The following is a 23706-nucleotide window of genomic DNA, read 5'->3' on the forward strand; positions in this document are numbered from 1 at the left end:
TGTAAAAAACAGGGATTGAATGGGAAAATACGGCGATAAAAAGCAAGCTCGGGATTGAGTGCCTATCAATCTGCTACCCGGCGGCCAGTCATGCCGTTTATTGAAAATCCCTGTATTTTGTCTGCTTCCTGCCAATCCTGAGGATTAAGTTGCAGTTGACCAGCGGATTCCTGACACAGACAGGGCAGCGCGCATTACACTTTAATGATGCACGGGCGCTGCCGAAAATCTTTTTATCCAGGACATCAGATGAAATTGCTCAGACTGCTGACACTGCTATGGATGACCATGGGTTGCCTGTACCCTGCGCACGCCAGTGATGCTCCCGGCAATTCCATTAATGCCACCAGCAATACGGGCAAGCTCATACGCTATCCACGTTTGTCTGCCCAACTTGATCCACATAGTGACTATGTACTGGAAATATTAAAACAGGCGATCAAGGTCAGTGGCCAGCCTTATCAGTTGCAAGCCAGCGAGGCACCCATGCAACAGGCGCGCAGTATTTATGAACTGAGCTCGGCGCAGGGGAATGTCGATGTTCTCTGGACCATGACGACAGATGAAAGGGAGGCGCAGCTTATTCCCATCCGCATCCCCATCGACAAGGGCCTGATAGGCTGGCGCATCGCCCTGCTAACGGCAGCGAATGCAAATATTTTCAAGGACGTCAAAAACCTCAAGGACCTGGCCGCCTTCACTGCCGGGCAAGAACTGGACTGGCCTGATGGGCCTATATTGAAAAGCAATGGCCTGCCGCTAAAAACCTCGGCATCCTATGAACCCCTGTTCAATATGCTCAAGGCAGGGCGCTTTGATTATTTCCCGCGTTCTGTTTTTGAAGTGCAGGTAGAACTCAATGGCCGCCCAGGCCAAAAACTGGTCATCGACAAATACATTGCCCTGTATTATCCATCGGCCCTATACTTTTTTGTCAGCCCACGCGAACCCAAAATGGCAGAAGACATACGGAACGGCCTGGAAGAAATGATCAAGAATGGCAGCTTTGAAAAAATATTCCAGCGCTACCAGCAAGCCACGATCAAAAACATCAACCTCAAATCGCGCACCATCATCAGCTTGCGCAACCCCTTGCTGAGCACGGAAAAGATGCCGTTGAACAGGCCGGAGTTGTGGTTTAAACCGTGAGAAGCAACGACACTCTTATTGCTGAAAAATTGGGGTAAGGTGCGCCGTGCGCACCTCTCAAAGCTTACCCACGGTTTCTTGCACAGGCAAATCTCGGTACAGTTTCAAAAACTTGAACATCTTCGGCCATTCTTCTCGCGGCTTGAATACAATCGCGACTTCCCGGTGATCAAGTGCGGATTCTGTCAGCACTACGTGATCTTCAACCAGTTTGGCATTCTCAAATTCTTTGACATTGACACGGCATACCGCCTTAAAAAATGGCCCGGCCAGCCATGCTTTGACTTCAGGGGTATCCTGAAAGCGCAAATAGCCCGCCAGGGAGGCATGGGCCACCGCCACCATTGCAAAGCCAAGAGGGACGTCATCTTTGACGAGGATATACATTTTCATAGAGGAACTTCAGCAAAAATGAAATATGAAAGCTGGTTAAATTGCATAAGCCAGGGTGCGCCGTGCGCACCGTTTATCGCTACATGGCAAATCTATCGATGCGCACTATGCACCCTGCAAATTGCCATGATCCATAAAACGCTTATACGCTGTCTTACAAAGTCGATTCCGTCGCCGCATCCAACTTGTCTTGCGCCGGGAACCCTGTCACCAGATAGCGTTCTGGATAACCTTCCGTCTTTTGCATGAGCTCACCCGCTGTGCTGCACAAGTCATTCCAACTCAGGATCTTGCTGGTGTATTCACCCTCCTGGCTGCCGGGGATCACCATGGCGACCAGGTCGGTTTTGGGCAGCAGCGATACGACGCCCTGGGTCCAGGTCGAGAGTGAAGTCAGCTTGTCGGTATCATTGTTCTTGAGGACGGTATAGCTGGCGACAAAAATATCTTCCCCAGTCTTGTCATGCAGGGCTTCGAGCAATTCTTTTTGCGAGCTATAATCTTCTGCTCTTTGCGCGGTCTGCAAGTTCTTCAGGCGATCAAGCACATCAGCATTCTCAGGCAGATAGCTAACGGCTTTGCCATCCCTGAGCTTGTACATGCCAGCTGAGACTACCCGGCCTTCCTGCTCCATGCAGGATTGTGCATGCTCCAGCATCGCTAATTGCGAGGTGCTGGAATTGGCGTTGCAGAGCAATAACCTGCCACGGGTGGGCACCATCAATACCGGGTCACTGCCGCAACCGGCGCGGTAAATCAGGTCAGGCAACAGTATGCGTGAAGAGTCATAGGCATCTTCCCACACCCCGGCGACGACACCTTCACCAAGATTGACAAACTTGTCTTCAGTGCGGTCACGCAAATTATCCAGTGCCACTTTCAAGGCATCTTCCAGGCTGATATTCCAGCTTTCATAATTGCTCTGGTTGACCAGTGCCATCGAATGCTCGGTATCGTAGGCCAGCATCAGCATGGCATCGTCGCCAAAGGGCAGGGCAGCCTGCTGATAAGACATGGGCTTGTCCTGCATCAGCGAAGTCAGGCGCAGGTATTCACCCTGGCCGCAGGGTTTGAGACTGGGCATCAGGTGTTTGCTGGCACTGGCAAAATCGTCGGGTATGCCATTCACTTGCAGGCCTGCGGTGTATTTCAGCAGCACATGGTCGCGCTGGCTTTTGGCCGCAGCACAGTAATCACGGTAGGCATTGTGCAGGTTCAGGATGTGCGAACCATTTTCACCAACCACCAGACGGAACTCTGCCTCATCAAAATGCATGGTCTGGGCTATGCCCTGGTTGCGGGCATACTTGATGACGATCTGGGCAAATTTATGCGTCGATGGCTTGGACTTGAATAAATCGAAGAATCCCATGAATTTCCTGTCTGCTTAAGTAATGATATTGTCTTGTCTTCAAGAAACCACCAAACAATAAAGTGCGCAACAGAATGCAACTATCGCGCCGTCTATTTCCTTATGATAACCTCAGCGGCGAAATCTGATTTTATTGTGCTGTCAATCCAAGGTGACGTAGGGCGCACCCTCGTCAAACTCACATACATAAGGAAACGGTGGACATGGCGCATCCTGCACAATGATCACCGCCCCCGTCCACTCGTTTCGACAATAATTTCATTGTCACACTTGTCGGTCTGGCGGTTAAATCCCTCCGCATCGCCAACCAGTTTTGCCAGGCCTTTGCCCGTCTCAAAATTCGTGGGCAACTTCAGGCGTATCTCTTGCAGGTATTTACCATCGGCGCAACTGAGCATGAAGTTTTGCGCGATTTTTTCGCCTTCCTGTTTCTTGAGCATTTCAAAAAAATCTTTCACCGCGAAAGATTTTCCCGCATGATCCAGAATGAACTTGCCTACTGCTGAATTATTGACTTCCTCGACGGCTGCAGCAGCAGTCTTGAAATAAGTATCCGCATCGCGTGCCTGGCAAGTGCCATGCTTGCTCCATTCATATTCACCAAACTTGTTTTCAAACTGAAAGTTAGGCATCCACTTGGCGATGCGTTTTACCGTGTCTGAAGACAGCTTCATGGGCTCGGTAGAACAACTGCCGTAATTGATGCCGCATTCTTTTTTATTTGGCCACAGACCATGCAGAGTCAGGTTATTGATCTTCAGTTTGCCACTGTTGATGGCATCACATTCAGGCTTCTTGCCGCGATAGGCAAAGTGTTCGCAAAAGCCCGGCTGCCAGGTGATCGCCAGCACATAGCTGTCTTCAAGATTAGGTGTGCTGCACATGGTTTGGCGGTCAGCTTCCCGATTCGCCTTGGCCCGGCCTGCTGGCGGATTGTCTTGCGGCACCTGGTCCAGCATAGCCGTACCACAGTCCCGCGCCACCCAGCGCAAATTAGGATTGGCTCCATCCACATCCACCCGCAACCAGGCATAGTCGCCAGGCTTGTTGATCTCCTTCACCGCATAGCTCCTGCCGACTACTGTATGCACAGTACCAGGGTTACTTTGCTTGTTGAAAGACGAGTACAGTTCACAAGATTTGCTGGCGGTGAAGCTGCCATTCACGGGTTCGCTGGCGTAGGAGGAAATACTTACAGAGACGATTAGGAATGATAGGATGATCGTTCTTTGTGCTTGAGTCATTTTTTACAGCCTTGTTTGTGCAGATATTTGGACATTAATTCAAACAATTCACCAAGCTTTTGCTACTTTCGTGGTCGAATGCTGAGCTTATCGAGAGAAAATTTTATCTAAATAGAGCCCTGATGAGAGTTGTCTTGGCAACCTTAATCAAAAAAACAGTGAGAGCAACTGGAGCGGGTGAAGGGAATCGAACCCTCGTATGAAGCTTGGGAAGCTGCCGTTCTGCCATTAAACTACACCCGCGATCTCCACATTCTACGCGGGTTTCAAGGGTGTTGACAACTTCACTAGATGGCAGGTGTGATGGAAAATGTGATGGCCGCTTTCATATGGACGTATTTGTTTTCACAACAAAGAAACATGAAATTCCAATAGATACCATTATCAATCCTGACACAGCTTTGCATGTGTTCAACAGGGGATGTATAAGATACTTTTTTCTTCTCTGAATGAAAAAATAGAGCCAGATCGAATATACACTTAGCTTTATGATTTGTTTTAACCAAGGGCGGCTTAAGCCGGAACGATTATGTGTCATCAGTGCTCCAACGAGAGCCAGGATGCGATAGCAATCGGCCAATAGCAGGGGCGCGCAAAGCAGTTGTTGCGAGTTTTTTACTGATATTCAGCACTTAATGGCGAGCCCTGATTGAAAAAAATCAAATCAAAAATTGTAAAATTCTCTCTGTTTATATTTATTATTGCATCCTGTTTAGCGGCAGCAGCATTGTTAAATCAGCCAATGTTATTAAAAGCTGTGAGGGCAAAATTTAAGTCGACGGATAACTTCATCGTACTCTCCGCTGACCCTCGGATCCGATATGAGGGGAACTCAAAGTCAAATGCCATTGCCTTACAAAAAATATTGCAAAGCAGCCAAAGCAGTGTAGAGCATCTTCTTAAATCAGAATTTAAAAAACCAATAGAGGTCTACGTCTGCGCTACCCAAGAAACATTCAATGAATATGTTTTCTTGTCGACAAATGTTAGAGGTGCTGTCTATTGGGGGAAGCTGTTCTTATCACCGGGGGCATTCAGCAGTGGCCATTCGTCGCTCATCGAGCTGACTACGCACGAACTGACCCATTACATTTTTTATACCCACTTGGGTGAAAAGGCGTCTGTTGAAAACATTCCGCTCTGGTTCAGAGAGGGCTTAGCTGTTTTTGTTGCAAACGGAGGGGCTGCTTACACCGATGAAAAAGATGTTTTCCATCAATTCAGTCTAGAAGAAAAACAGAGATTTCAATCTGGCTCTATTGATTATTGGTTTCATAGCAAAGACGCAGGTGATGCGGTGAGCAAGGCTGGCCGGGCGAATTGGATTTTATATAGAGTGAGCGCATTGTTTGTTCACTATCTACACGATTCGCAGCCTGCCAACTTTGAAAAATTGATCAGCCTGTTATTTTCAGGTACGGAATTCAGCAGGGCCGTGGAGCTCTCATATAAACGAACTATTGAATCATTGCTTGTAGAATTCCAGCAGAAATTGTCCTTGGTTTCAGATTAAAAAACAAGTGATAAGCGATGTGCTGGATGCAGCCGGTCATCGCTCTCCGGGTACCAGGTCAAACCTGATCTTGTACAACGTAGTCCTGCAAATGTAGCGAGATAAAGCAGTACAGATATTTAAAGTACTGCATCCTTGAAATGAAGAATTACCTCTTAAATATTGCATGCCATGTTCAATTGATACATGAAACTTCAGTCAAATTTAAACCTTGGTCATTGTGCCGCAATATTTTTCATTACATAATTTCATGTAGACTACGCACATTTTTCTGGCGCTGACAATGTGCGCATGTGACAGCTTCAGGCTATTCGCTGATCACTGCGAAGAATTCAACTTTGCCACTGCTTCAATCTCTATCAGCGTATCCACAGTCGCCAAAGACGCGACACCGATGCCGGTTAATGCCGGGCGTGACGTGCCCAAATTGTCAAGCAACACAGGCACGACTTTTTCCATGTGATCGGCGAGTTCGCCCCTGACATAGATATAGATGCGTAGTTGCAGGATATTGGCGACCGAGGAATTTGCTGTTTCCAGCACAGTCAGCAGGTTTTTGATTGCTCCTTCTGCTTGCGCTGCGATGTCTTTATGTTTGACCTGATAGCTGCTATTCCAAGCGACCTGGCCTGAGATCAAAGCCAGGCCGCTGTCGGTGTCAATTGTAGCCTGTGACATACCGAATGGCGCACCGTCATACAGCGTGGCAGGGGTGATTTTTTTGATTGTCATATGAGCTCTCTGTTGAATAAATATGTAGAGAGTTTAGAGGAACGGGCTGCGCTTCACCATCAAGGCAGGTTTGTAAGCGATACAAGCAGCATTTGGCCCGGTCGTACAACCCAACCACATACAATCGTATTTTGAGAAACCATGGAAACTCGTGCGTTACTGGAAACCGCAAAATCCCACGAGTACCCTGTGGGAATTGTATAACCTCGATGCTGATCCAAATGAAAATCACAACCTGCTGCAATGGGATAAAAGCACAGGTGCGCCTATGCTGCGCTCAGGCCAGATCGTTGAACCGGGGCTGAACCTGGCGCAGACAGAATTTGACCTCGCCTATTTGCGCAAGACCTTGAACCAGGCACTGATCAAAGCTGGTTATACGCCGCAGAACATACAGGACATGGGCAAGGTGGCAGATGGGCAGGCACCGAGCTGAAACTTGAATTGGCAGGGTGCGCCATCCGCACCGGCTGTTGATTTGATGTTTGTGAAGTATTTGCGGGAGTGTTGCGCATGGCGCACCCTGCTGCTGGTGACCATCTTCTGCATCGATTTGGAAGTGGGATGTTCCCATGCGGCGCATTACAATGTGCTCTACGTCACGGCTTTGATTCGGCATTGTCGGGCATTCCCTGTGGATGGGTTCTGGCAATGACAGATATTTTATCGCACATGAATTTGCCGTAATCTCCTCTCCCTTCAAGGGAGAGGCAGGGTGAGGGATGGGGTTCGTTTGATCACTCAGGTTTGATGCAGGTTTATCTGAGCTCTTCAGATAGTTTTATCGTGCCAAATTGACTTTCCAAAAATTCAGTCATCGCCTCGACAGTTGTCCCCAGCCAAGGATCAAACAGCCAGAAGCTGTGCGGTGTGTCCGGTAGCAGCACGGTCTGATTGGCGATGCCAAGGGCATTTAATTTCTCCACCATCTCATTCCGACCCAGACTGAAGCGCTTTTGTGCACTGCCTATGAACAGGATAGGCGGCGTATTTTTGCCGACATGTGTTAGTGGCGATGCCTCTTTCCATACTTCAGGCATTTCTGCATAAGTACCACCAAACCAGGCACTCGCCGCAGATGGCTGCTTGCGTGGGTCGTCTTCATACTTGCGCGCTTCTTCTGACGTAAAGTCAGACAGGCCATCAATATTGATGATGGCTTGCACAGCGCTGGAAATGGCACCGGGCTGTGTCTGCGGGTCAAACTCTGGCCTGTCATTGGTGACACCCACCAGGGCGGCGATCTGGCCGCCTGCCGAGCCACCGGCCACGGCAATGTATTTGGGGTCTAGCTGGTATTCAACCGCATGCGTTCGCAGCCAGCGTATCGCCGCCTTCACGTCATGGACGGCGGCAGGGTAGCGCGCTGCATCTGACAAGCGGTAGCTGATGGCGGCAGCAACATAGCCGCGTTCTGCCAGCCGTATCGCCATGGGGGCAAGGTTGTCGCGTGTGCCTGAGCGCCAGCCGCCGCCATGCACGAGGACTATGCCCGACAAGGCCGGGCTGTTGCTGCGGGCTGGCATGAACACATCCAGTTGCAGGGCTTGGCCCTGATTACTGACATAGCTGATATTGCGCAAGACCCTGACAGTTGCAGGTGGCTGCTTGCTGGCGATGTGGATGTATGGGTAAGTGCTCGCCAGCTTTTTATAGGTGTTCCCGGCTGTATAGGCATTGTCTGCAGGCGTTGGCTGGGCAGGTTTTGCGCATGCCGTGAGCAGGCTTGCTGCCATGCATACAGAAGCAAACGGGGTGATGGTGGCTGGCTTCAAGCACTGCTCCTCATATGTTTATGTCAATACTGCTTGTCCGTAGCAGGCAAGCGCAAGAATTATCGCATAATCATAGAATAAGCGGCTAGTCCACATTGCATTATTGGACAGACCAATTTAGAATGGTCTGACCAATTAAGGAAAATAATATCGCATCAAACTATTAGTTCAATAAAAACGCAGACGAGACAACTCAACAATTCTTCCAGGCAGGCGCACATGAAATCAAGTTCTATCCTCATTAAAAACTTAATGACCAAAAGCTTATTGACCACGGTCATCGCATCCTTGTTTTTGTGTGGCACGGCCTATGCTGATGGCGGCTACCGCAATAGGGACAATAAAGATCTCAAGGATGCAGGCGAGGGCACTTACCCCGTGCCTTACCAGAAACCGGACGTGGCAGAAATTACAGAAGCCCTGCACCGCATACGCGCCTACATGGAATCAGTCACACCTACTCGCGTGATCCAGAAAACTACGGGTGCAGAGATCACAGACTTCAGCAAGCCCCCGGTTGCCGATGCGATTTTTGAGCCTAGCAAGGGTGACTTTGGCATCCTGGTCTATGAAATGGGCGTGGTGCACGCAGGTTTGATGAAGGCCGCAGAAGTCACTGGCGACAAAAAATTCACCGCCATGACTGAGCGCCATTTTCAGTTCTTTGCCAAGACCATGTCTTATTTTGATGCGCAAGAAAAGCAGTTTCATCTTGAGCGCGCCAACAGCTTTGCACGCTTCCTGGACCCGCGCTCGCTCGATGATGCTGGCTCCATGTGCGCAGCATTGATCAGGGCAAAGTTTGCCAATATTGGGCCTGACCTCGGCAATATGATCAAGGTGTGCAGCAATTTTGTGGCCAAACAACAATACAGGCTGCCTGACGGCACGCTGGCCAGAAAGCGCCCGCAGGCATCTTCTTTGTGGGCAGACGATATGTATATGGGCGTCATGCCACTGGCCGAAATAGGGCACCTGACCAAAGACCGCAACCACTTTGATGATGCTGTTAAAAACGTGTTGCAGATGACTGCCTATCTGTTCAACAAGCAGGCTGGTATTTACACCCACGGCTGGAATGCCAATAACCCTGACGCGCCGCGTTTTTACTGGGCGCGCGCCAATGGCTGGGCAGTGCTGACCATGTCTGATCTGCTCGATGTGCTGCCCAAGGATCATTCAGGTTACCCCAAAGTGCTGGCGCAACTGCGTGCCACCCTGAATGGCGTAGCCGAGTTGCAGTCTGGTCAGGGCCTGTGGCACCAGATGCTGGACCGTAATGACTCTTACCTTGAGACCTCGGCCAGCGCCATGTATGTGTATGTGTTTGCCCACGCCATCAACCAGGGCTGGATCAGTCCGACGACCTATGGCTCCATTGCCCAGGCTGGCTGGAATGCCCTGTACCCGCGCATCAATGCCAAAGGCCAGGTTGAAGGAACTTGCGTAGGCACCACCTTTGCCAGCGACCAGGTGTATTACTACAACCGTCCCACCAGTGTTGATGCCCTGCATGGCTATGGCCCCATGCTGCTGGCTGGTGCTGAAATGATCAAATTGCTCAATAATCCGGCGATAGAAATTCAACACAAGGTACGTACCTACCACTACCTGCCTGCTGGCAACAGCAAGACAGATTATCGCGAACATCATTGATGCCTTACCTCTTACGGATACCAACAGGACACCAACAATGAAATCCATCGCCATGAAACAGGCTCTGCATCTCTCGCTGCGCTATCAGATACTTCCTCTCGTTTTGTTCAGCCTGTTTGGTGCGGGAACGGTGCACGCTGCCGACAAACTCAGTATCCAGGTCAGCCATGATCTTGATGCCGCGCGCCCATCCGAAACCATCACGCTGCCTTGGTCAGAAGTCAACAAGGCCTTGCCAGGCGCGCTGATACAACGCATCGCCGTCAAAGATGCCAAGGGCAAAGTGCTGGCGCACCAGGTCACCAATGTTGCGCCTCTGTCCAAAGACCCCAAGGGTGAAGGCGTTGCTTATGGCGAACTGATTTTCCAATATGATTTTGCTCCTGGCGAAAAACAGGCAGTCTTCAGCGTAGAAAAAATCGATATGCTGATCCCCGTATTTGACACCAAGGCCTTTGCCCGCTACATACCAGAACGTCTCGACGACTTCGCCTGGGAGAATGACAAAATAGGGCATCGCACCTATGGCCCGGCATTGGAAGCGCCCGCACCGGCAGGCAGCAATAAAGAAGTCTTGCGCAGCAGTGGCCTCGACATCTGGTTCAAGCGCGTGTCTTACCCCATTGTCGATCGATGGTACAACAAGGGTCATGACCATTACCACAAGGATGAAGGCGAGGGCATGGACATGTACAACGTTGGCCGTTCACGCGGCTGCGGCGGCACTGGTATCTGGGACGGCCAGACCCTGTACACCAGCGCCAATTATGCCACCTGGAAAATCATCGCCAACGGCCCCATACGCACTGTGTTTGAACTCAATTACGATAACTGGGATGCGGCTGGCGTCAAAGTCTCTGAAGTCAAACGTTTCACGGTCGATGCCGGTCATTTGTTTGACCAGATGGAAAGCACTTTCACCTTCAGCGGCCCGGCACAACTGAAGGTGGCACTGGGCCTGAACAAGACGCCAACAGACAAGGGCCAGAACCCCGTCATCAAACTGAGCAAAAACCAGGCTACGCCATCCATCACACAATGGGTAGATCAGGCCAGCAACGGCTCTATAGGTACGGCCATTATTTTGCCGGGCGCGGAAGGCTATGCAGAAGACAAGCTCAATGACATGATCGTGGCGACAGTGTCATCCGGCAAGCCACTGCGCTATTACGTAGGCGCAGCTTGGGAAAGGGCCAGCCCCTATAACAGCAATGAAAAATGGCAAGCCTATGTCAAGGCGCATGCTGAGAGGATGCAGCATCCTCTCAAGATTGTGGCTGTGGGTAAGCCTTGACATTCCGATTGGCTCAGGTAGAGATCGTTTCGATGCCGGTGAATGACTTGCAGGGGATGCTGTAACGCACCATCTTTGGTACAACAACGGACGGTTATCGTGATTGGCGAATCAATTTTTAATGCGAGTAGATTCTTCGCAGGAATTGCCATGCCGTTGATTGATCGCTATGGCAGCGCCTACACCTTTGAATTTTTCATCGGCGGTGCCAAATACCGGGAACCAGACGCTGCTGAATATGGCTTCGCCGCAATACCTAAGTGAGAAGTGGCATAAGCAGATTCATTTTTACGTGAACGGTGATATGCCCAGCTCGCAGACTTCTTCAGAAATTACATGGACTTCAGTATTTCCTGTCTTTTCGCTTCGTGTTCAGCCTTGGTGATCAAACCATCTTTGAGCAGAGCATCAATTTCTTTGAGCCTGTCAGCGGTGGATGGCTGCGCCAGTTTGGCCTTGACCAGATTCTCTGCTTCTGCCTTCCTGGGACAAGACTGCGCGCACGTTTCCATGGCTGCCTTGCAGACAGATTCATTTGCTAGTGGAAATATCTTGAAGCCACTCATGCAACTACTGTGATTCGCTGAGCATTGTTGCGCACAAGCGCTGTCTATGTGGGCGAAATCAACTTTGGGCGCGCCAACGCAGCCTGCCAGCAATAATGCGATTACAGAAATCAGAGGCGTAATTTTTTTCATTTTAATTTTTCAGAACCTTGAAAATATCAATGAATAAGTGCTCATTATTCTATTTCATTTTCTTAAATTCTCGAAGCCTCCATATCCCTGACCGGTGGCAAACCGAACATACGGCCATATTCGCGTGTGAATTGCGACACGCTTTCATAGCCTACCGCAAAGGCGGCGCAGCTGGCTGTCATACCTTCTGCCATCAGCATGCGGCGTGCCTCGATCAGGCGTAATTGCTTCTGGAATTGTAGTGGTGACAGTGAAGTGATGGCGCGAAAGTGGCGATGGATTCTTGCCTCGCCCATCGCTGCCACAACCCCAATAGTCATCGTTACCTGTATTTTCTACTATTTTTGCAGCGCCTGTGCTTAACAGCTGTGCTTTTAAACCTTCATGCTGCTGGAACTTCGCGATCAGCGCATCCCGCATGACTTGCACTTTGACACATTCCCAATCCGGGCGTAGCTTTTCTGTGCGTGCACGTCCCAAGCGGGCTGCAATGGCAGGCGTGTTGGCTTTGCGTATTTTTTCGCGATATGTCGCACCCACAAATTTTTGCGCCTGGAAATAATGTTCGCTAGTGGACTGTAACAGTGAAATCGAGAGTGAAGGACATGTGCCCGACGCATCATGGCAAGCACTTTGATTTCCACTGTTACAGTTCACTAATAGGCCAGGTCTTGCCTTTGATGGAGATGGAATAGCGAGCGAAGTTGGAGAATTCCCCATACTCATCTTCGGCCGAATAGAATTTAATGATCGTTTCCAAAATGCTTTTATTTACCATGTGGGTTTTTTATAAGTCTGTTTATTGAGCGGAAAATAGAGCGGCGCTTATCGCACAATGGAGCGGTGCTCATAGCCCTTCGAAGGCTCATTGTGTATCTGCAGACTTCAACTTTCAAAAAAGGCAGAGGAAACAGCATATTTCAGCTTAGTTCTGCCATGAACTTAAGAGTTTCTGTATCGCTGCACAATCATATTCTGCGCGTTGCCATTGAATAGAGTAGTGCTTTATTTGCAGTTTGAAACAGATTTGAAGGCATTGATGCATGACTGCTACAAGTTCGCGACTATTTTCATTTTTATATTGATAATTGTATTATTGATATTTCAATTAAACATTAATAATTATCATAATGGCACTGCCAATAAATCCGTTTTGTTGAGCACCTCAATTGAATCAGGGGAAGTATCTCTGATATTTCTAATAGCAACTACATAGCTTACTGGGGAAAATAATGAAAAACCGATTTACACTATTCCGTTTCAAGCTGCATTGTGCAATTGCTTGTGTCACGGCATTATCTGGCTGTGCAACACCCCATTCGACAACACCTGCCGTGTCGATTTTTGAAAGTCCTGACAATACCTTCAAGATGCAACGTTCTGATCAGGCGGCAATTGATAACAAGGTTTTTGCACTCAATCCGTACGTTGGCTATTCGAAAGCAATTGATGCAACAAAAAGTGATCCTTCAGACTCTGGCAAAAACCGGGAATTGCTGACAGAAGGGATGTCTGCCATTGAATACCGTTGTGGTGTTTATTTTGATGCACTTGGAAAAGCCTTGCAGTCATTGTCATTTGCGCGAAAAGAAACCTCAATCGTAGGCGGCCTCGTCCAAGGAACGATGGGGTTGGCAAATCAGTCAGCAAAAGCCATCGCCAACACCGGGGCAATTTTTGGATTTACCACTTCTTCATTAGATGCTTACCAGGAGGCCTTCCTGTATACACCAGACATTGATTCGATACGCCGACTGGTCCTGCAAATGATGGAGACCAACGCCAGCCAGATTAATACCTCGATAGGAGACAACAAATTAAGCTATGGGCAGGCTATCAGTTATCTCAAGCAATATGAATCCAATTGCCAGCCCGCCTCTATCCGCACCCTGGTAAATCAAGCTGTAGGCAGTGCCACAAACAGCAACGCACCAGATGGGCAAACTACCGTTGCCACGGCTGCGCTTGCCATTGGCGTCAACATGAAGACACTGACACAAGACCAGGTTTTTTATCTGTACTGGCTGCAAAGTGATCAATATGATGCCAGCACTGACAGCGCAGTGGCAGCAAATCTCAAAGAGATAACAACAGTTTCAACCAAGAATGCAGCAGCTGTGTCAGATGCAAAAAAACTGGTGGCCCCTTACTTCTTGCTTTTCCCCAAGGCGCTTACTCAGGCATGGGCAACTAAAATCACCACCATGAAAGCGGCGGCAAAGAAACCTGATGACAATAAAGTTGAGGAGGCCACACCGCCAAAAAGCAAATTAGGCTCTGTTTCACCTACTGCGAATATCACCAAATGATATTTGAAAGAAGTGTCTTCTGAAATTAAATCCATACTGGCAGGCTGACTTCACATTCAAGCCTTGCCAGTATGGGCCAGGATAAAAGAAAACATATCCAGATGCTTGGCAATGCCGCTCTTTTTGGTCGTAGAATAATGCCCTGAATCATAATCAACCCGCATCAATACCGGACGCTTGGGATCATAATTTTTTTGCATGCGGGCAGCCATTTTGGCGATTTGCCATGGTTCTACCCGTAGGTCGTTCGCACCTGTCATCAACAGCGTGGCCGGGTAACTGGTTTCAGGCTGTACATGGTGATAGGCATCCATCTCCAACAGGGCACGAAATTCATCTTCTTTCTTGACCGTGCCAAACTCTTCATCATTGCCGGGGCCATTCGATGTCAGCTCAAAGCGCAGGGTGTTGAATACCCCGACTTCACCTATTGCTACGGCAAACAGATCTGGCCTTTCAGTGATGGCGCGGCCCACCATGATGCCACCGGCAGACGTACCCCAAACGGCAAGCTTGCCGCGTGCAGTCCAGCCATCCTTGATCATTGCCTCTGCTACATCGATCACATCGCGCCAGGTATTCGGTTTGTTGGATTTTTGTCCGGCAGTATGCCAGTTCTCACCCTTCTCACCGCCGCCACGTACGTGGGCATACACGATCACACCACCCTGGTCCAGGAAGGCCAGCATGGCCCCCTGAAAACCTGGGTCAAGTATGATGCCGTAAGCACCGTAGGCAATGATCAATAGCGGGTTCTTGCCATTCAGTTTGGTATTGTTCTTGTGGAGTATTTCTATCGGCACAGCCGTGCCATCACGCGCCTTGATATCCTGGCGCGTCGTCAGGAATGAGGATGTGTCGAATGCTGCTTTGGGTGTCAGGCCTGTGTCTTTGGCGACCAGGTTGGCACCTGTTTGCAGAGTGCGCGCAGACCAGGTCAGGTCGTCCATGCCAAACCAGGCGCCTTCTATGGCCGGGTGGCATTGTATATTCCATACTGCACCTGTCAAAGGCAATTTTACATCCTCTACCTTGCCGGTACCAAAGCTGTACCGCCGCAAGGCACCGACCTGACCGCGCAACTCATGGATGTATAAACCATCTTTGGCCAAACTCAGGCTGTCGATGACATAATCGCCTTGCGGCACCACCATCACACGCTTGTTTTTGTCGGCTTCACGCAGGCTGACCTTAAACACTTCACCACGCTCAGACTTGCCTTTGGCCAGTACATACACATCGTCACCGACGGTTAGCGCGTGGGTTGCAATATCGTCCTTGCGGAATACCTCTGCCCAGCCCGGTTTGCCTGCCAGCAGGTCATTGAGACGTGCGACCATGCCATAGGCAGGCCATTCACCATTGCTGTAGATGGCACCCAGTGCCCAGTCACTGGCGGCATTCACATGCACGACCGGCATTTCACGTTCTGTCTGGCCCATGGCCGGGCCATCTGACCAGCGGAAGACCAGCATGTCTTGCGCCGGGTCTTTATCCAGCTTGTGCAACCAAGTTGCCGTATCGAATGAAAAATCGACTTTACCTTTGACTGCACCATCGCGCAGGCGTGCATAAAACAGGCCGCTGGAATCGGGCAGCCAGCTTGCTGGCATGCCGTTCAAACGTGTGATCATTACATCCTTGCCACTATCCAGTGTCAGCACATGCAACTCATGCATCTCGTCACCGCCCTTGTCGATGGCGTAAGCCAGATACTTGTTGTCAGGAGACATCAGCACGTCCGTCACGCGTCTTGGTGGGCCACCCTTGTTACCTGCTTCTGGATCAATCAACAGTCGTTCTGCACCACCCGCATGGGCGATAGCATAAATCTTGAGTACCTGCTGCTCTGGCGAGCGACGTGCAAAAATCAGATGAGTAGGGGTGACCTGGCGTATCGCCAGCGTTGTCGTCGCCGCGCTGAAGCGTTGAAGGGATGCTTCTATGGCGCGCCGCCCCGGCAGCTTGTCCAGCACTTGCCGGGCGAACGCACCTTGTGCTTTAAGGTAATTTGTGAACTCCGCAGTGTCTGGTTTTTGTTCCATCCAGCGGTAGGGATCGACGATACTCTTGCCCCAAAGACTGTCGGTCACCGCTTCCTCCCGCGCCAGCGGTGGCAGCAAGGGCGTCGGTATTTTTCTGACCGCAGCATGCACATGTGCGCTGAGGGGTGAGAGGGCAAATGCGGACAAGGACAAGGCAAACTGGCGACGGGAAATCATAATCTGCTACCTCTCAGTATTGGATGTGTCAGGGAGTATAGACGGATTTGTAAGCCACAGGCAATGTCATCACTATGCGATTGCAGGTACGACACAACAGGCAGGTATGCCACCTGCCAGGCTTTGACTAGGTCAGTTGCTGCAAGTCGACGACATGCCTCATCCTGGTGTGCGCGAAGCTGAGTCCCTGCTATCATGCTTGCGTTGCCGATTTACTTTCTAAAAGAGGGAATGTCATCGCTGAAAACAAAACCAAAGCAACAGACCATAGCGTAGATAATTATCTCGCCACAATAGAGGACGAGACCCGCCGCAATGACTGTGCAATACTGAGCAAACTCATGTCCAGGGCCAGCAAGCAGCCCGCCGTCATGTGGGGCGGCAGCATCGTCGGCTTTGGCAACTACCACTACGTCTATGAAAGTGGCCGCGAAGGTGATATGTGCCTCATCGGCTTTGCATCCCGCAAGGGTGACATCAGCCTGTATGGCCTCAATGCTGCGCCCAATCATGCCCAGTTATTGTCTGAACTCGGTAAGGAGAAATCTGGCAAAGGCTGTCTGTATATACGGAAATTAAGTGATGTGAATCTCTAGGTGCTGGAGACTTTGATCAGGGAAGCTGTTTCGGCAAAAAAATAAAGGAAATACCAGTGTTATGGGATGACATCCCAACGCCAAATATGTTGCAGGGTGCGCTATGCGCACCGTTTTTTTCAAATTTCTTGAAACATCTCGCGGTTGAATTGGTGCGCGCGGCACACCCTACGTACGGTTTTTTAAAACAGGCCAATAAAAATCTTCATCATGAAATTTCATTTATTCGCTGCTGCAATATGTGCATGTTTGTTGGCTCAACAAAGCCATGCCTCTGAAGTCACCGTCCACCTTAAGCTGATCTCTCCACAAAAGCTGGAAGTCACTTATCAATTGCCAAAGACATGTGATGCCATTCCATTTTTGAACCAGGAAACCTTGTCCAGGTTTGGTAGCGAGATCCGTGCAGCTTGGCAAGCAGTTGATGATTGTGGTACCGCAGATGGAAAGGTACTCACCAAAACCAACAAGACATGCTCAAACATACGCTTTAATGTGCCCGCAACGAGCAAGTTCTATGATCGGGTAGCACCCGGCTCCTTCCCCATGGGAGAAGGCATGTATGTCCATACAACCAGCTATGCAGTCAGCGACAAGTGCGGCAGTGTAGGTTACCAGTTTTCGTCACCCGGCAGTGTCGCTTTCAAGGGGCAGCTCTTTCAAGGGAATGCCTCTTACGATGCATATGATGGTCCCTACATGGCAGTGCTGTTGTTGCAAAAAAAGATTGCATCGACATCTGGCACCATCAGTTATTTCAATCCAGCGCTGGGTGCAGAAAATATTCAGTTATTACAGAACATCGCCAATCAAGCAGTGGATTTTTATCATACTGCGTTACCGGATGTTGCTTTTCGCAAGCCCATATTGGCAGCAACCATGGAAAAAGACGGCGGCACGCCCAATTTTTGGGGCGATGCTGGCGATGTACTGCGGTTGGCACTGTATAACTGGCCGGAGCACCCCACTCCTGATAGTGACGCGCGGCTAAGAAAATTTGTCTGGCATGAATTTGCCCATCGCTTTCAAGCACCCACCGCCAAAGACAGCGAGCAGCGTGCGGCCTTTATTGGTGAAGGTGGGGCAGAATATCTGCGCTGGACAGCAAGTTTGCAGACCCAATGGTCGAGCCCTGATGATGCAGCAACAGAACTCAGTACTGCCATTTCCAATTGCATCTCCAGAGCAACTGGATATAGCTGGAAAACACTACCCAAAACCCTGGCAAACAGTGGTTCTGTACCTTATGAATGTGGCCTGGCTTTACATGTCATGGGCCTGGCAGTCAGACAGAACGATGCCAGCCCATTGCAGCAAATAAACAATTATTACCACGGATTTGAAACTGGCAAAGTTGCCAGCTTTGAGCAAGCACTGGAATGCGGGGAGAAGAAAGATTGCACACCAAAATGGCTACCCAAACTCATGGGTGAGCAAGCGATGTCAATCGCCTGGTCCGATTTTTTTTTCAGTACAAAGTTGGCAAAAACGGCGCCGCCACCACCCGCACAATACGCCAATATCCAGCGCATGGCATTTGCATCTCTGATGGAAGAAGACTGCAATGGCAGCGCCAGTTTTTATACTGATAAAGATGCCTTCCTCGTCGGTGAAATCAAGGGCTGCAGTGTTTTTAAAGAAGGTATGAAAATCCAGAAAATGGATGGCAAGGGCTTATTTTCTTCATCATTAGTCGCTGATGAAATGATACAAGCCTGCATCTCACAAGGCAAAGTCAGCGTGGGTTTACAAAGCGGTGAAACGTTGTTCGTGCCATGCAAAGGTACTTTCAAGATACCGCAATTTTATGAAGTCGATATGAAGCGCTTGATGCGGAGCTTGGATTTATAGATGCGGAGATCGCTATCAAAATGAGGGAATACTGACCGACAGTGGGTAAGAAAGAAGTCCGTACCTTTTTGACAGACTCGAGAACATCGTTTCTCATCAGCGAAATAAAGTGTGGAGTGAATCTATGGCGCGTGACAAAGGGCTGGAAGAGTTGATTAATAATGACCTGGAATCAGAACAGGAGATTTCTGCAAAAGCAATGTTTGGTGGCTGGGCCTGGTTGTCTGGTGGACATTTGGTATGTGGCGCACGCGAAGATGGAATGCTGGTCCGACTAGGTAAAGGTCATGAAAACTGGGCACTTCAACTAGAGGGTGTAGTCCCGATGATGTCTCGCGGAAGACTAATGGCTGGTTGGGTGCGTGCCGACGCTCGCGCTTTTGGCGACGATGAAATTCGCCACAACTTGATGAGTGCTGCTTTAGCTTTTGTTCGGACACTACCAGCAAAAAAATAATCAGCGCGTAGATGAGGTTAGCCCAGCGTAATCGTCAGCATGGCAATCATCGCTATACTCATTTTCCAACATCTGCGTGACGTAGGGCGATTGTAACGCGCCGCTTGGCGTCACAATGTTCGCGTTGAATATTTATACCGTGCATGACGCACACATAAGGCGCATTACCAATCGCCTCTAGAGCGGCTTTTGCATGTGCAGGGAGACTTTTATTCCTTAGCGCGGGCAGGGTAGCTCAGCTTCTCAGTATCCCACATGTTTTCTTCACGCTTTCGCCAAGTCAGTTGTCCAGGTAGCTCACCTTCAGGATCCTACAACCTCATATTAGCTGCGCTAATTACACCAGGGCCTGATCCGCAGTATGAGCCAGGCCAAAAGTACTGGGCTTCCATATAGTCGAAATCGCACTCTGCATACGTGAACAAAGGCAGGGCGACATCCATGAATTGGTAATTTTCGCCGCCGCAACAAAGCGCATGCGCTGTTCGTCTGCGTGACATTCTCCAATGCAGAAAAGTCTTTACCTCATGCAGTGCAGTTTCATTGTCCAGGTTTCCTGTTGCCCTCGGATATTCGACAGTTTTTCCACTACGTACAGCACCATAAGCATTTTCAAAATCCCGTAACGACCGGATGTCTTCGACAATGCAAATAATCGCGCAATCCTTGCACCACGTCGGGCGCACCGGTATCAGGTACAGATCTTATTGTCTATCGGCATCCCTATGGTTTCGCTGCCCATGTAGTAGTAATTCTCCGCACTTGGGATGGCTAAACTTTCGTTGCAACTGCTACAGGTAGAGTGGCTTGGTATCATTTTCTAATCTTCCTGAGACTCAAACATTCATAACCGCGATATAGTCTTAAAAACCAGGAAGCGGTGGCTTAATGGGAAGATATGCATGTGACCTGCATGCCCGCTGTTGCTGCGCATCTCCACGCGATAAATTTTTCGGCATGAATAATGATCGGTGATCATGCCTATCAAATCTTCTATCCGGGTGACCATGCCTTCCCGCGTCGCTTTGACCTGCCTGCTTTCATGTTCAGTCAAGCCGGCAAACGGATGCCTGAAAAAGAAAGCGTCCAAAGCGATAACCACTTGCCTGCTCCAGGGATCATGAATTTCTGTCATCTCGCCATAGACATACTGATCCCCTGGGGCTTGTTCGAGATGCCTTCGTAAAGACTCCAGCAAGTCATTTTCATCCAGATCGAATATGTGGGCGTTAGCAATCGCGTCACCGGGAATTCCATCAATATGAGCCATGGCCATGACATAACCGTTGAGCCTGCTCGTCATCCATTCTTGTACTGTACTATCCATGCATGACACCGTTGAGTTTTGCTGCATTGAAGAGTCGTGTTAAGCCAGTTGCGCAAGTCATGCATTTACACATGCAAAGCCGTAGCCACACTGGCGCGTATTACTTCAATGAACCTGCGCAGCCGCGCTGGGTAAAAGCGTGCATAGGGATAAACCAGGTTCACTGGCAGTGGCGTAGCCTGCCATTGCGGTGCCAGTTGTATTAGCTTCCCTTCAGCAATGTCGTCGGCTAGTATCCAGGTAGAACCGATGGCGGCACCCAGGCCTTCGAGCGTGGCGATACGCAGGGCATACAGGTTGTCTGTGCTCAGGCGCGGGGTAAAGGCCACGCGCTGGATTTCGCCGGTTTGTACATGGTGCAGGAATACCTCGCCCCGGTAAAAGGTACGCAGCGATAACCAGGGCAGGCCGACCAGGTCAATGGCTTGTTGCGGCATGGGCCTGCCAGCCAGGACGGATGGTGCAGCCACTACGATGCGTGGCACCTCGGCCAGTTTGATGGCGACCAGGTTGGTGTCTCGGAGCTCGCCTATCTGTATGGCGCAGTCTATGCCCTCAGAAATAAAATCCTGCAACGAGGTATCGTCATGCAGCAGCCACTCTACCGACACACGCGGATAGCGCCGCAGGTAATCTGCCAACGGTCTGACCAGGCGTTCCTGGCCAAAGGCGTGCGGTGCAACGACGCGCAGCACGCCTTCAGGTTCATCATTGGTGCCGCGTAAATCAGATTCAAAGGCCGCCCAGCCTGCTAGCAGGTTGCGTGCATGTTCGTAGCAGCGTTCGCCATCAGCAGTCAGGCGCATGCTGTGGGTGGAACGGTTCAACAGGCGCACCCCGAGGAATTGTTCCAGCGATTGCAGGCGACGGCTGACCGTGGGCTGGGTCGTGCCCAGTTGCGCCGCCGCAGCAGACAGGTTGCCTGCCTCAACGATACGTACAAAGGTCTGCATGAGTTCGATGCGGTCGCCTGCTCCAGACATGAGGGCAGCGGTGGCAGAATTGTCCGGGCGGCTTGTCAGGGTCTTGGTCATACGTAAAATGTATAACAAATCTGCATGATAAGCCACTACCGTTTAAAATGCGCGGGTCTTACACTGAAAGACATCAGTTAAAGCAGAGGGAAAACCATGTCTTCCATTCAAAATTCGCATAATCATATGACTACCATAACACCAGCGACAGATACCCAGGTACATCAGCAACCATCGCCCGCACTGGTATTTTTGCTGGCTTGTGGCGCTGCCTTGTCGGTGGCGTCGCTGTACTATAGCCAACCCATGCTGGGCATACTGGCGAGTGACTTGGGTATCAGCAATGTCGCGGTTGGTTATGTTCCCACGCTCACGCAACTCGGTTATGCACTCGGCATCTTGCTGCTGGCACCACTGGGCGACAAGCATGACCGCCGCAATATTATCCTCATCAAGGCCGGTTTGCTGGTGGCTGCATTGCTTGTGATGGCTGCTGCACATTCCCTGAGTCTGCTGCTGCTCGCCAGCCTGGCGATAGGGCTGACTGCGACCATGGCGCAAGACATCGTGCCTGCTGCGGCCACTCTCGCGCATGAATCGCGCCGTGGCAAGGTCGTGGGTACGGTTATGACAGGTTTGTTCATGGGCATCCTGCTGTCGCGTGTGGTCAGTGGCTTTGTGGCTGAGCAGTTTGGCTGGCGCAGCATGTTTGTGCTGGCAGCGGTAGGTGTCACCCTGATTGCCGTCGCGGTCTGGCGTGGTCTGCCACACTTTGCACCAACCACCACCATGAGCTATCGCGCCTTGCTGGCTTCCTTGCTTGATCTCCTACGCCGCCACGGCAAACTGCGCCGCGCTGCACTGGCGCAAGGTTTGCTGGCGATGGGCTTCAGCGGCTTTTGGTCCACCCTGGCCGTCATGTTGCATGCCGAGCCCTTCCACATGGGCAGTGCATTCGCAGGTGCCTTTGGCCTGGCCGGAGCCGCAGGTGCGCTGGCAGCACCGCTGGCTGGTCATCTGGCAGACAAGCATGGGCCAGAACTCGTCACCAAGGTAGGTGCCAGCATCAGTACCATCTCATTTGCAGTGATGAATCTGAGCCCGCTATTCCCGCCCACTGCACAACTGTGGCTGCTGGGGATAGCTACGGTAGGTTTTGATCTCGGCGTACAAAGCACCTTGATCGCCCACCAGACCATCGTCTATGGCATAGACAACGCCGCCCGCAGCCGCCTCAATGCCGTATTGTTCGTCGGCATGTTCATCGGCATGGCAGCCGGTGCCACCCTGGGCAGCGCCCTGCTGGCGCAATGGGGCTGGATAGGCGTGACGGGCATGGCAACAGTCACGTCACTGGCAGCACTGGCGGTGCGTTTTTGGCGGGTGCCTGCTGACAAGGCATGATCAGCATAGATGCCAGTTAGTTAGCGGCGGCATGTAGCCCATTTTGTTTAATGGAATGAAAGCCAGTTGAGTACAAACTCAACTGGCTTTTTTGTCGTCAGGAGAATGCTATGCGACCGTCTGAATTTGAGAATTTCTGACAGCTTTGCCTGTTTTAATTAATGATTTTGCAATAATGAAATTTTATAAATAATTGTTTGAAATCAAATAGATGGGAAACATTATTTTACAATAGACATGCTTTTATCATATAATCCCGCACAATTTTCATTGTTCTGCAAGTAACTAATTGCTGATAGTGCAATTATTTAATGCAGTAAAAGCTGTTTGTACACGCTGCGTCTTTTGTAGTGATACTTTTTCCTACTCCCGATCCCGGCACCTGGTTAATTTAACCAGCGTTATATGGAAGCGAGTCTGCTGATTTTTGTCGCTTGCGTTTGAAGTTCATGACGGAGATGTGTATTTCCGTCGGGGATTCGCCTGGCTTCCTGCATTTTCTTACCTAATTGATTTTTGTTCAACGATGAGCCTGTCCCGCCTGCTCAGGGCTGGTTTTAGCTCTGATGGAGTTACACCTTATGAAGTATATGCAATCCTTTTCATCCCGCCTGTCATTGTTGCTGATGCTGGTGTTCGCATTTAGTGCATGGTCTGCGCATGCAGAAACTGTTGCGCCTAAATATGGCTACTGGCATACGACTGGCTTCAGAACAATGGGCGAAGCTGCGAATCAGATC

At 50.2% G+C, this 23706-nt stretch carries 20 protein-coding genes, 1 tRNA gene and 1 pseudogene; 10 read left to right on the plus strand and 12 right to left on the minus strand.

All coding sequences use genetic code 11. The annotated features are described in order from the left end of the window. The first annotated feature begins 249 nt into the window (after positions 1-249). A complete protein-coding gene (locus tag ACO0LG_RS07780) occupies positions 250-1149 on the plus strand; it encodes a substrate-binding periplasmic protein (protein WP_423024988.1) in 900 nt (299 codons plus the stop codon). 57 nt (positions 1150-1206) lie between these two features. On the opposite strand, the gene ACO0LG_RS07785 is transcribed toward ACO0LG_RS07780, so the two are convergent. From ACO0LG_RS07785 to ACO0LG_RS07800, 4 genes are all read right to left on the minus strand, one after another. After that, entirely contained in the window at positions 1207-1536 is a 330-nt protein-coding gene (locus ACO0LG_RS07785; RefSeq protein ID WP_423024990.1) for a hypothetical protein, read from the minus strand. Positions 1537-1696: 160 nt separating this feature from the next. Then, a complete protein-coding gene (locus ACO0LG_RS07790; RefSeq protein WP_423024992.1) occupies positions 1697-2914 on the minus strand; it encodes a hypothetical protein in 1218 nt (405 codons plus the stop codon). Between the two features lie 224 nt (positions 2915-3138). Next, entirely contained in the window at positions 3139-4158 is a 1020-nt protein-coding gene (locus ACO0LG_RS07795) for a ribonuclease T2 family protein (protein ID WP_423024994.1), read from the minus strand. A gap of 169 nt (positions 4159-4327) precedes the next feature. Beyond that, positions 4328-4401: transfer RNA gene (locus ACO0LG_RS07800), tRNA-Gly, on the minus strand. Between the two features lie 406 nt (positions 4402-4807). Here ACO0LG_RS07800 and ACO0LG_RS07805 point away from each other — a divergent pair. Beyond that, positions 4808-5671, plus strand: coding sequence for a hypothetical protein (locus ACO0LG_RS07805; RefSeq protein WP_423024996.1), 864 nt, complete (start codon positions 4808-4810; stop codon positions 5669-5671). 318 nt (positions 5672-5989) lie between these two features. Here the strand turns inward: ACO0LG_RS07805 and ACO0LG_RS07810 are convergent, their stop codons facing one another. After that, complete coding sequence (locus ACO0LG_RS07810; RefSeq protein WP_423024998.1) at positions 5990-6403, minus strand: RidA family protein; 414 nt, start codon at positions 6401-6403, stop codon at positions 5990-5992. 151 nt (positions 6404-6554) lie between these two features. On the opposite strand from ACO0LG_RS07810, the gene ACO0LG_RS07815 reads away from it, so the two are divergent. Then, positions 6555-6839, plus strand: coding sequence for a hypothetical protein (locus ACO0LG_RS07815; protein WP_423025000.1), 285 nt, complete (start codon positions 6555-6557; stop codon positions 6837-6839). Between the two features lie 322 nt (positions 6840-7161). On the opposite strand, the gene ACO0LG_RS07820 is transcribed toward ACO0LG_RS07815, so the two are convergent. Further along, complete coding sequence (locus tag ACO0LG_RS07820; protein ID WP_423025002.1) at positions 7162-8178, minus strand: alpha/beta fold hydrolase; 1017 nt, start codon at positions 8176-8178, stop codon at positions 7162-7164. A gap of 252 nt (positions 8179-8430) precedes the next feature. Here ACO0LG_RS07820 and ACO0LG_RS07825 point away from each other — a divergent pair, with 252 nt between their 5' ends. After that, positions 8431-9834 (plus strand): glycoside hydrolase family 88/105 protein, encoded by a 1404-nt coding sequence (locus ACO0LG_RS07825; RefSeq protein ID WP_423025004.1) that lies wholly within the window; start codon positions 8431-8433, stop codon positions 9832-9834. Positions 9835-9871: 37 nt separating this feature from the next. Beyond that, on the plus strand, positions 9872-11128 hold the full coding sequence (locus tag ACO0LG_RS07830) for a DUF4861 family protein (RefSeq protein WP_423025006.1): 1257 nt from the start codon (positions 9872-9874) through the stop codon (positions 11126-11128). 332 nt (positions 11129-11460) lie between these two features. On the opposite strand, the gene ACO0LG_RS07835 is transcribed toward ACO0LG_RS07830, so the two are convergent. The 3 genes and pseudogenes from ACO0LG_RS07835 to ACO0LG_RS07845 all read right to left on the minus strand — a co-directional run. Beyond that, positions 11461-11826, minus strand: coding sequence for an SHOCT domain-containing protein (locus tag ACO0LG_RS07835; protein WP_423025008.1), 366 nt, complete (start codon positions 11824-11826; stop codon positions 11461-11463). A gap of 62 nt (positions 11827-11888) precedes the next feature. Beyond that, complete coding sequence (locus ACO0LG_RS07840) at positions 11889-12146, minus strand: helix-turn-helix domain-containing protein (protein ID WP_423025010.1); 258 nt, start codon at positions 12144-12146, stop codon at positions 11889-11891. 25 nt (positions 12147-12171) lie between these two features. Further along, positions 12172-12552: pseudogene (locus tag ACO0LG_RS07845) on the minus strand (NADAR family protein); the annotation flags it as partial. Positions 12553-13058: 506 nt separating this feature from the next. Between ACO0LG_RS07845 and ACO0LG_RS07850 the strand changes: the two are divergent. Further along, entirely contained in the window at positions 13059-14135 is a 1077-nt protein-coding gene (locus ACO0LG_RS07850; protein WP_423025012.1) for a hypothetical protein, read from the plus strand. 56 nt (positions 14136-14191) lie between these two features. Here the strand turns inward: ACO0LG_RS07850 and ACO0LG_RS07855 are convergent, their stop codons facing one another. Continuing rightward, complete coding sequence (locus tag ACO0LG_RS07855) at positions 14192-16357, minus strand: prolyl oligopeptidase family serine peptidase (RefSeq protein ID WP_423025014.1); 2166 nt, start codon at positions 16355-16357, stop codon at positions 14192-14194. 167 nt (positions 16358-16524) lie between these two features. Here ACO0LG_RS07855 and ACO0LG_RS07860 point away from each other — a divergent pair, with 167 nt between their 5' ends. The 3 genes from ACO0LG_RS07860 (at position 16525) to ACO0LG_RS07870 (ending at position 19261) form a co-directional block, all read left to right on the plus strand. Further along, positions 16525-16953 (plus strand): DUF1801 domain-containing protein, encoded by a 429-nt coding sequence (locus ACO0LG_RS07860; RefSeq protein ID WP_423025016.1) that lies wholly within the window; start codon positions 16525-16527, stop codon positions 16951-16953. Between the two features lie 210 nt (positions 16954-17163). After that, on the plus strand, positions 17164-18804 hold the full coding sequence (locus ACO0LG_RS07865; RefSeq protein WP_423025018.1) for a hypothetical protein: 1641 nt from the start codon (positions 17164-17166) through the stop codon (positions 18802-18804). A 124-nt stretch (positions 18805-18928) separates the two neighbouring features. After that, on the plus strand, positions 18929-19261 hold the full coding sequence (locus ACO0LG_RS07870; protein WP_423025020.1) for a TfoX/Sxy family protein: 333 nt from the start codon (positions 18929-18931) through the stop codon (positions 19259-19261). Positions 19262-20105: 844 nt separating this feature from the next. Here the strand turns inward: ACO0LG_RS07870 and ACO0LG_RS07875 are convergent. Then, the gene (locus ACO0LG_RS07875; RefSeq protein WP_423025022.1) at positions 20106-20588 is read right to left on the minus strand and encodes a hypothetical protein; all 483 of its coding nucleotides are present in this window, start codon (positions 20586-20588) and stop codon (positions 20106-20108) included. Between the two features lie 65 nt (positions 20589-20653). Then, complete coding sequence (locus ACO0LG_RS07880) at positions 20654-21622, minus strand: LysR family transcriptional regulator (protein ID WP_423025024.1); 969 nt, start codon at positions 21620-21622, stop codon at positions 20654-20656. 96 nt (positions 21623-21718) lie between these two features. Between ACO0LG_RS07880 and ACO0LG_RS07885 the strand changes: the two genes are divergently transcribed. Then, positions 21719-22966, plus strand: a complete 1248-nt coding sequence (locus ACO0LG_RS07885; RefSeq protein WP_423025026.1) for an MFS transporter — start codon at positions 21719-21721, stop codon at positions 22964-22966. Positions 22967-23706 lie beyond the last annotated feature (740 nt).

It is taken from the genome of Undibacterium sp. Ji42W (assembly GCF_049340405.1).
Lineage (GTDB): Bacteria > Pseudomonadota > Gammaproteobacteria > Burkholderiales > Burkholderiaceae_D > Undibacterium.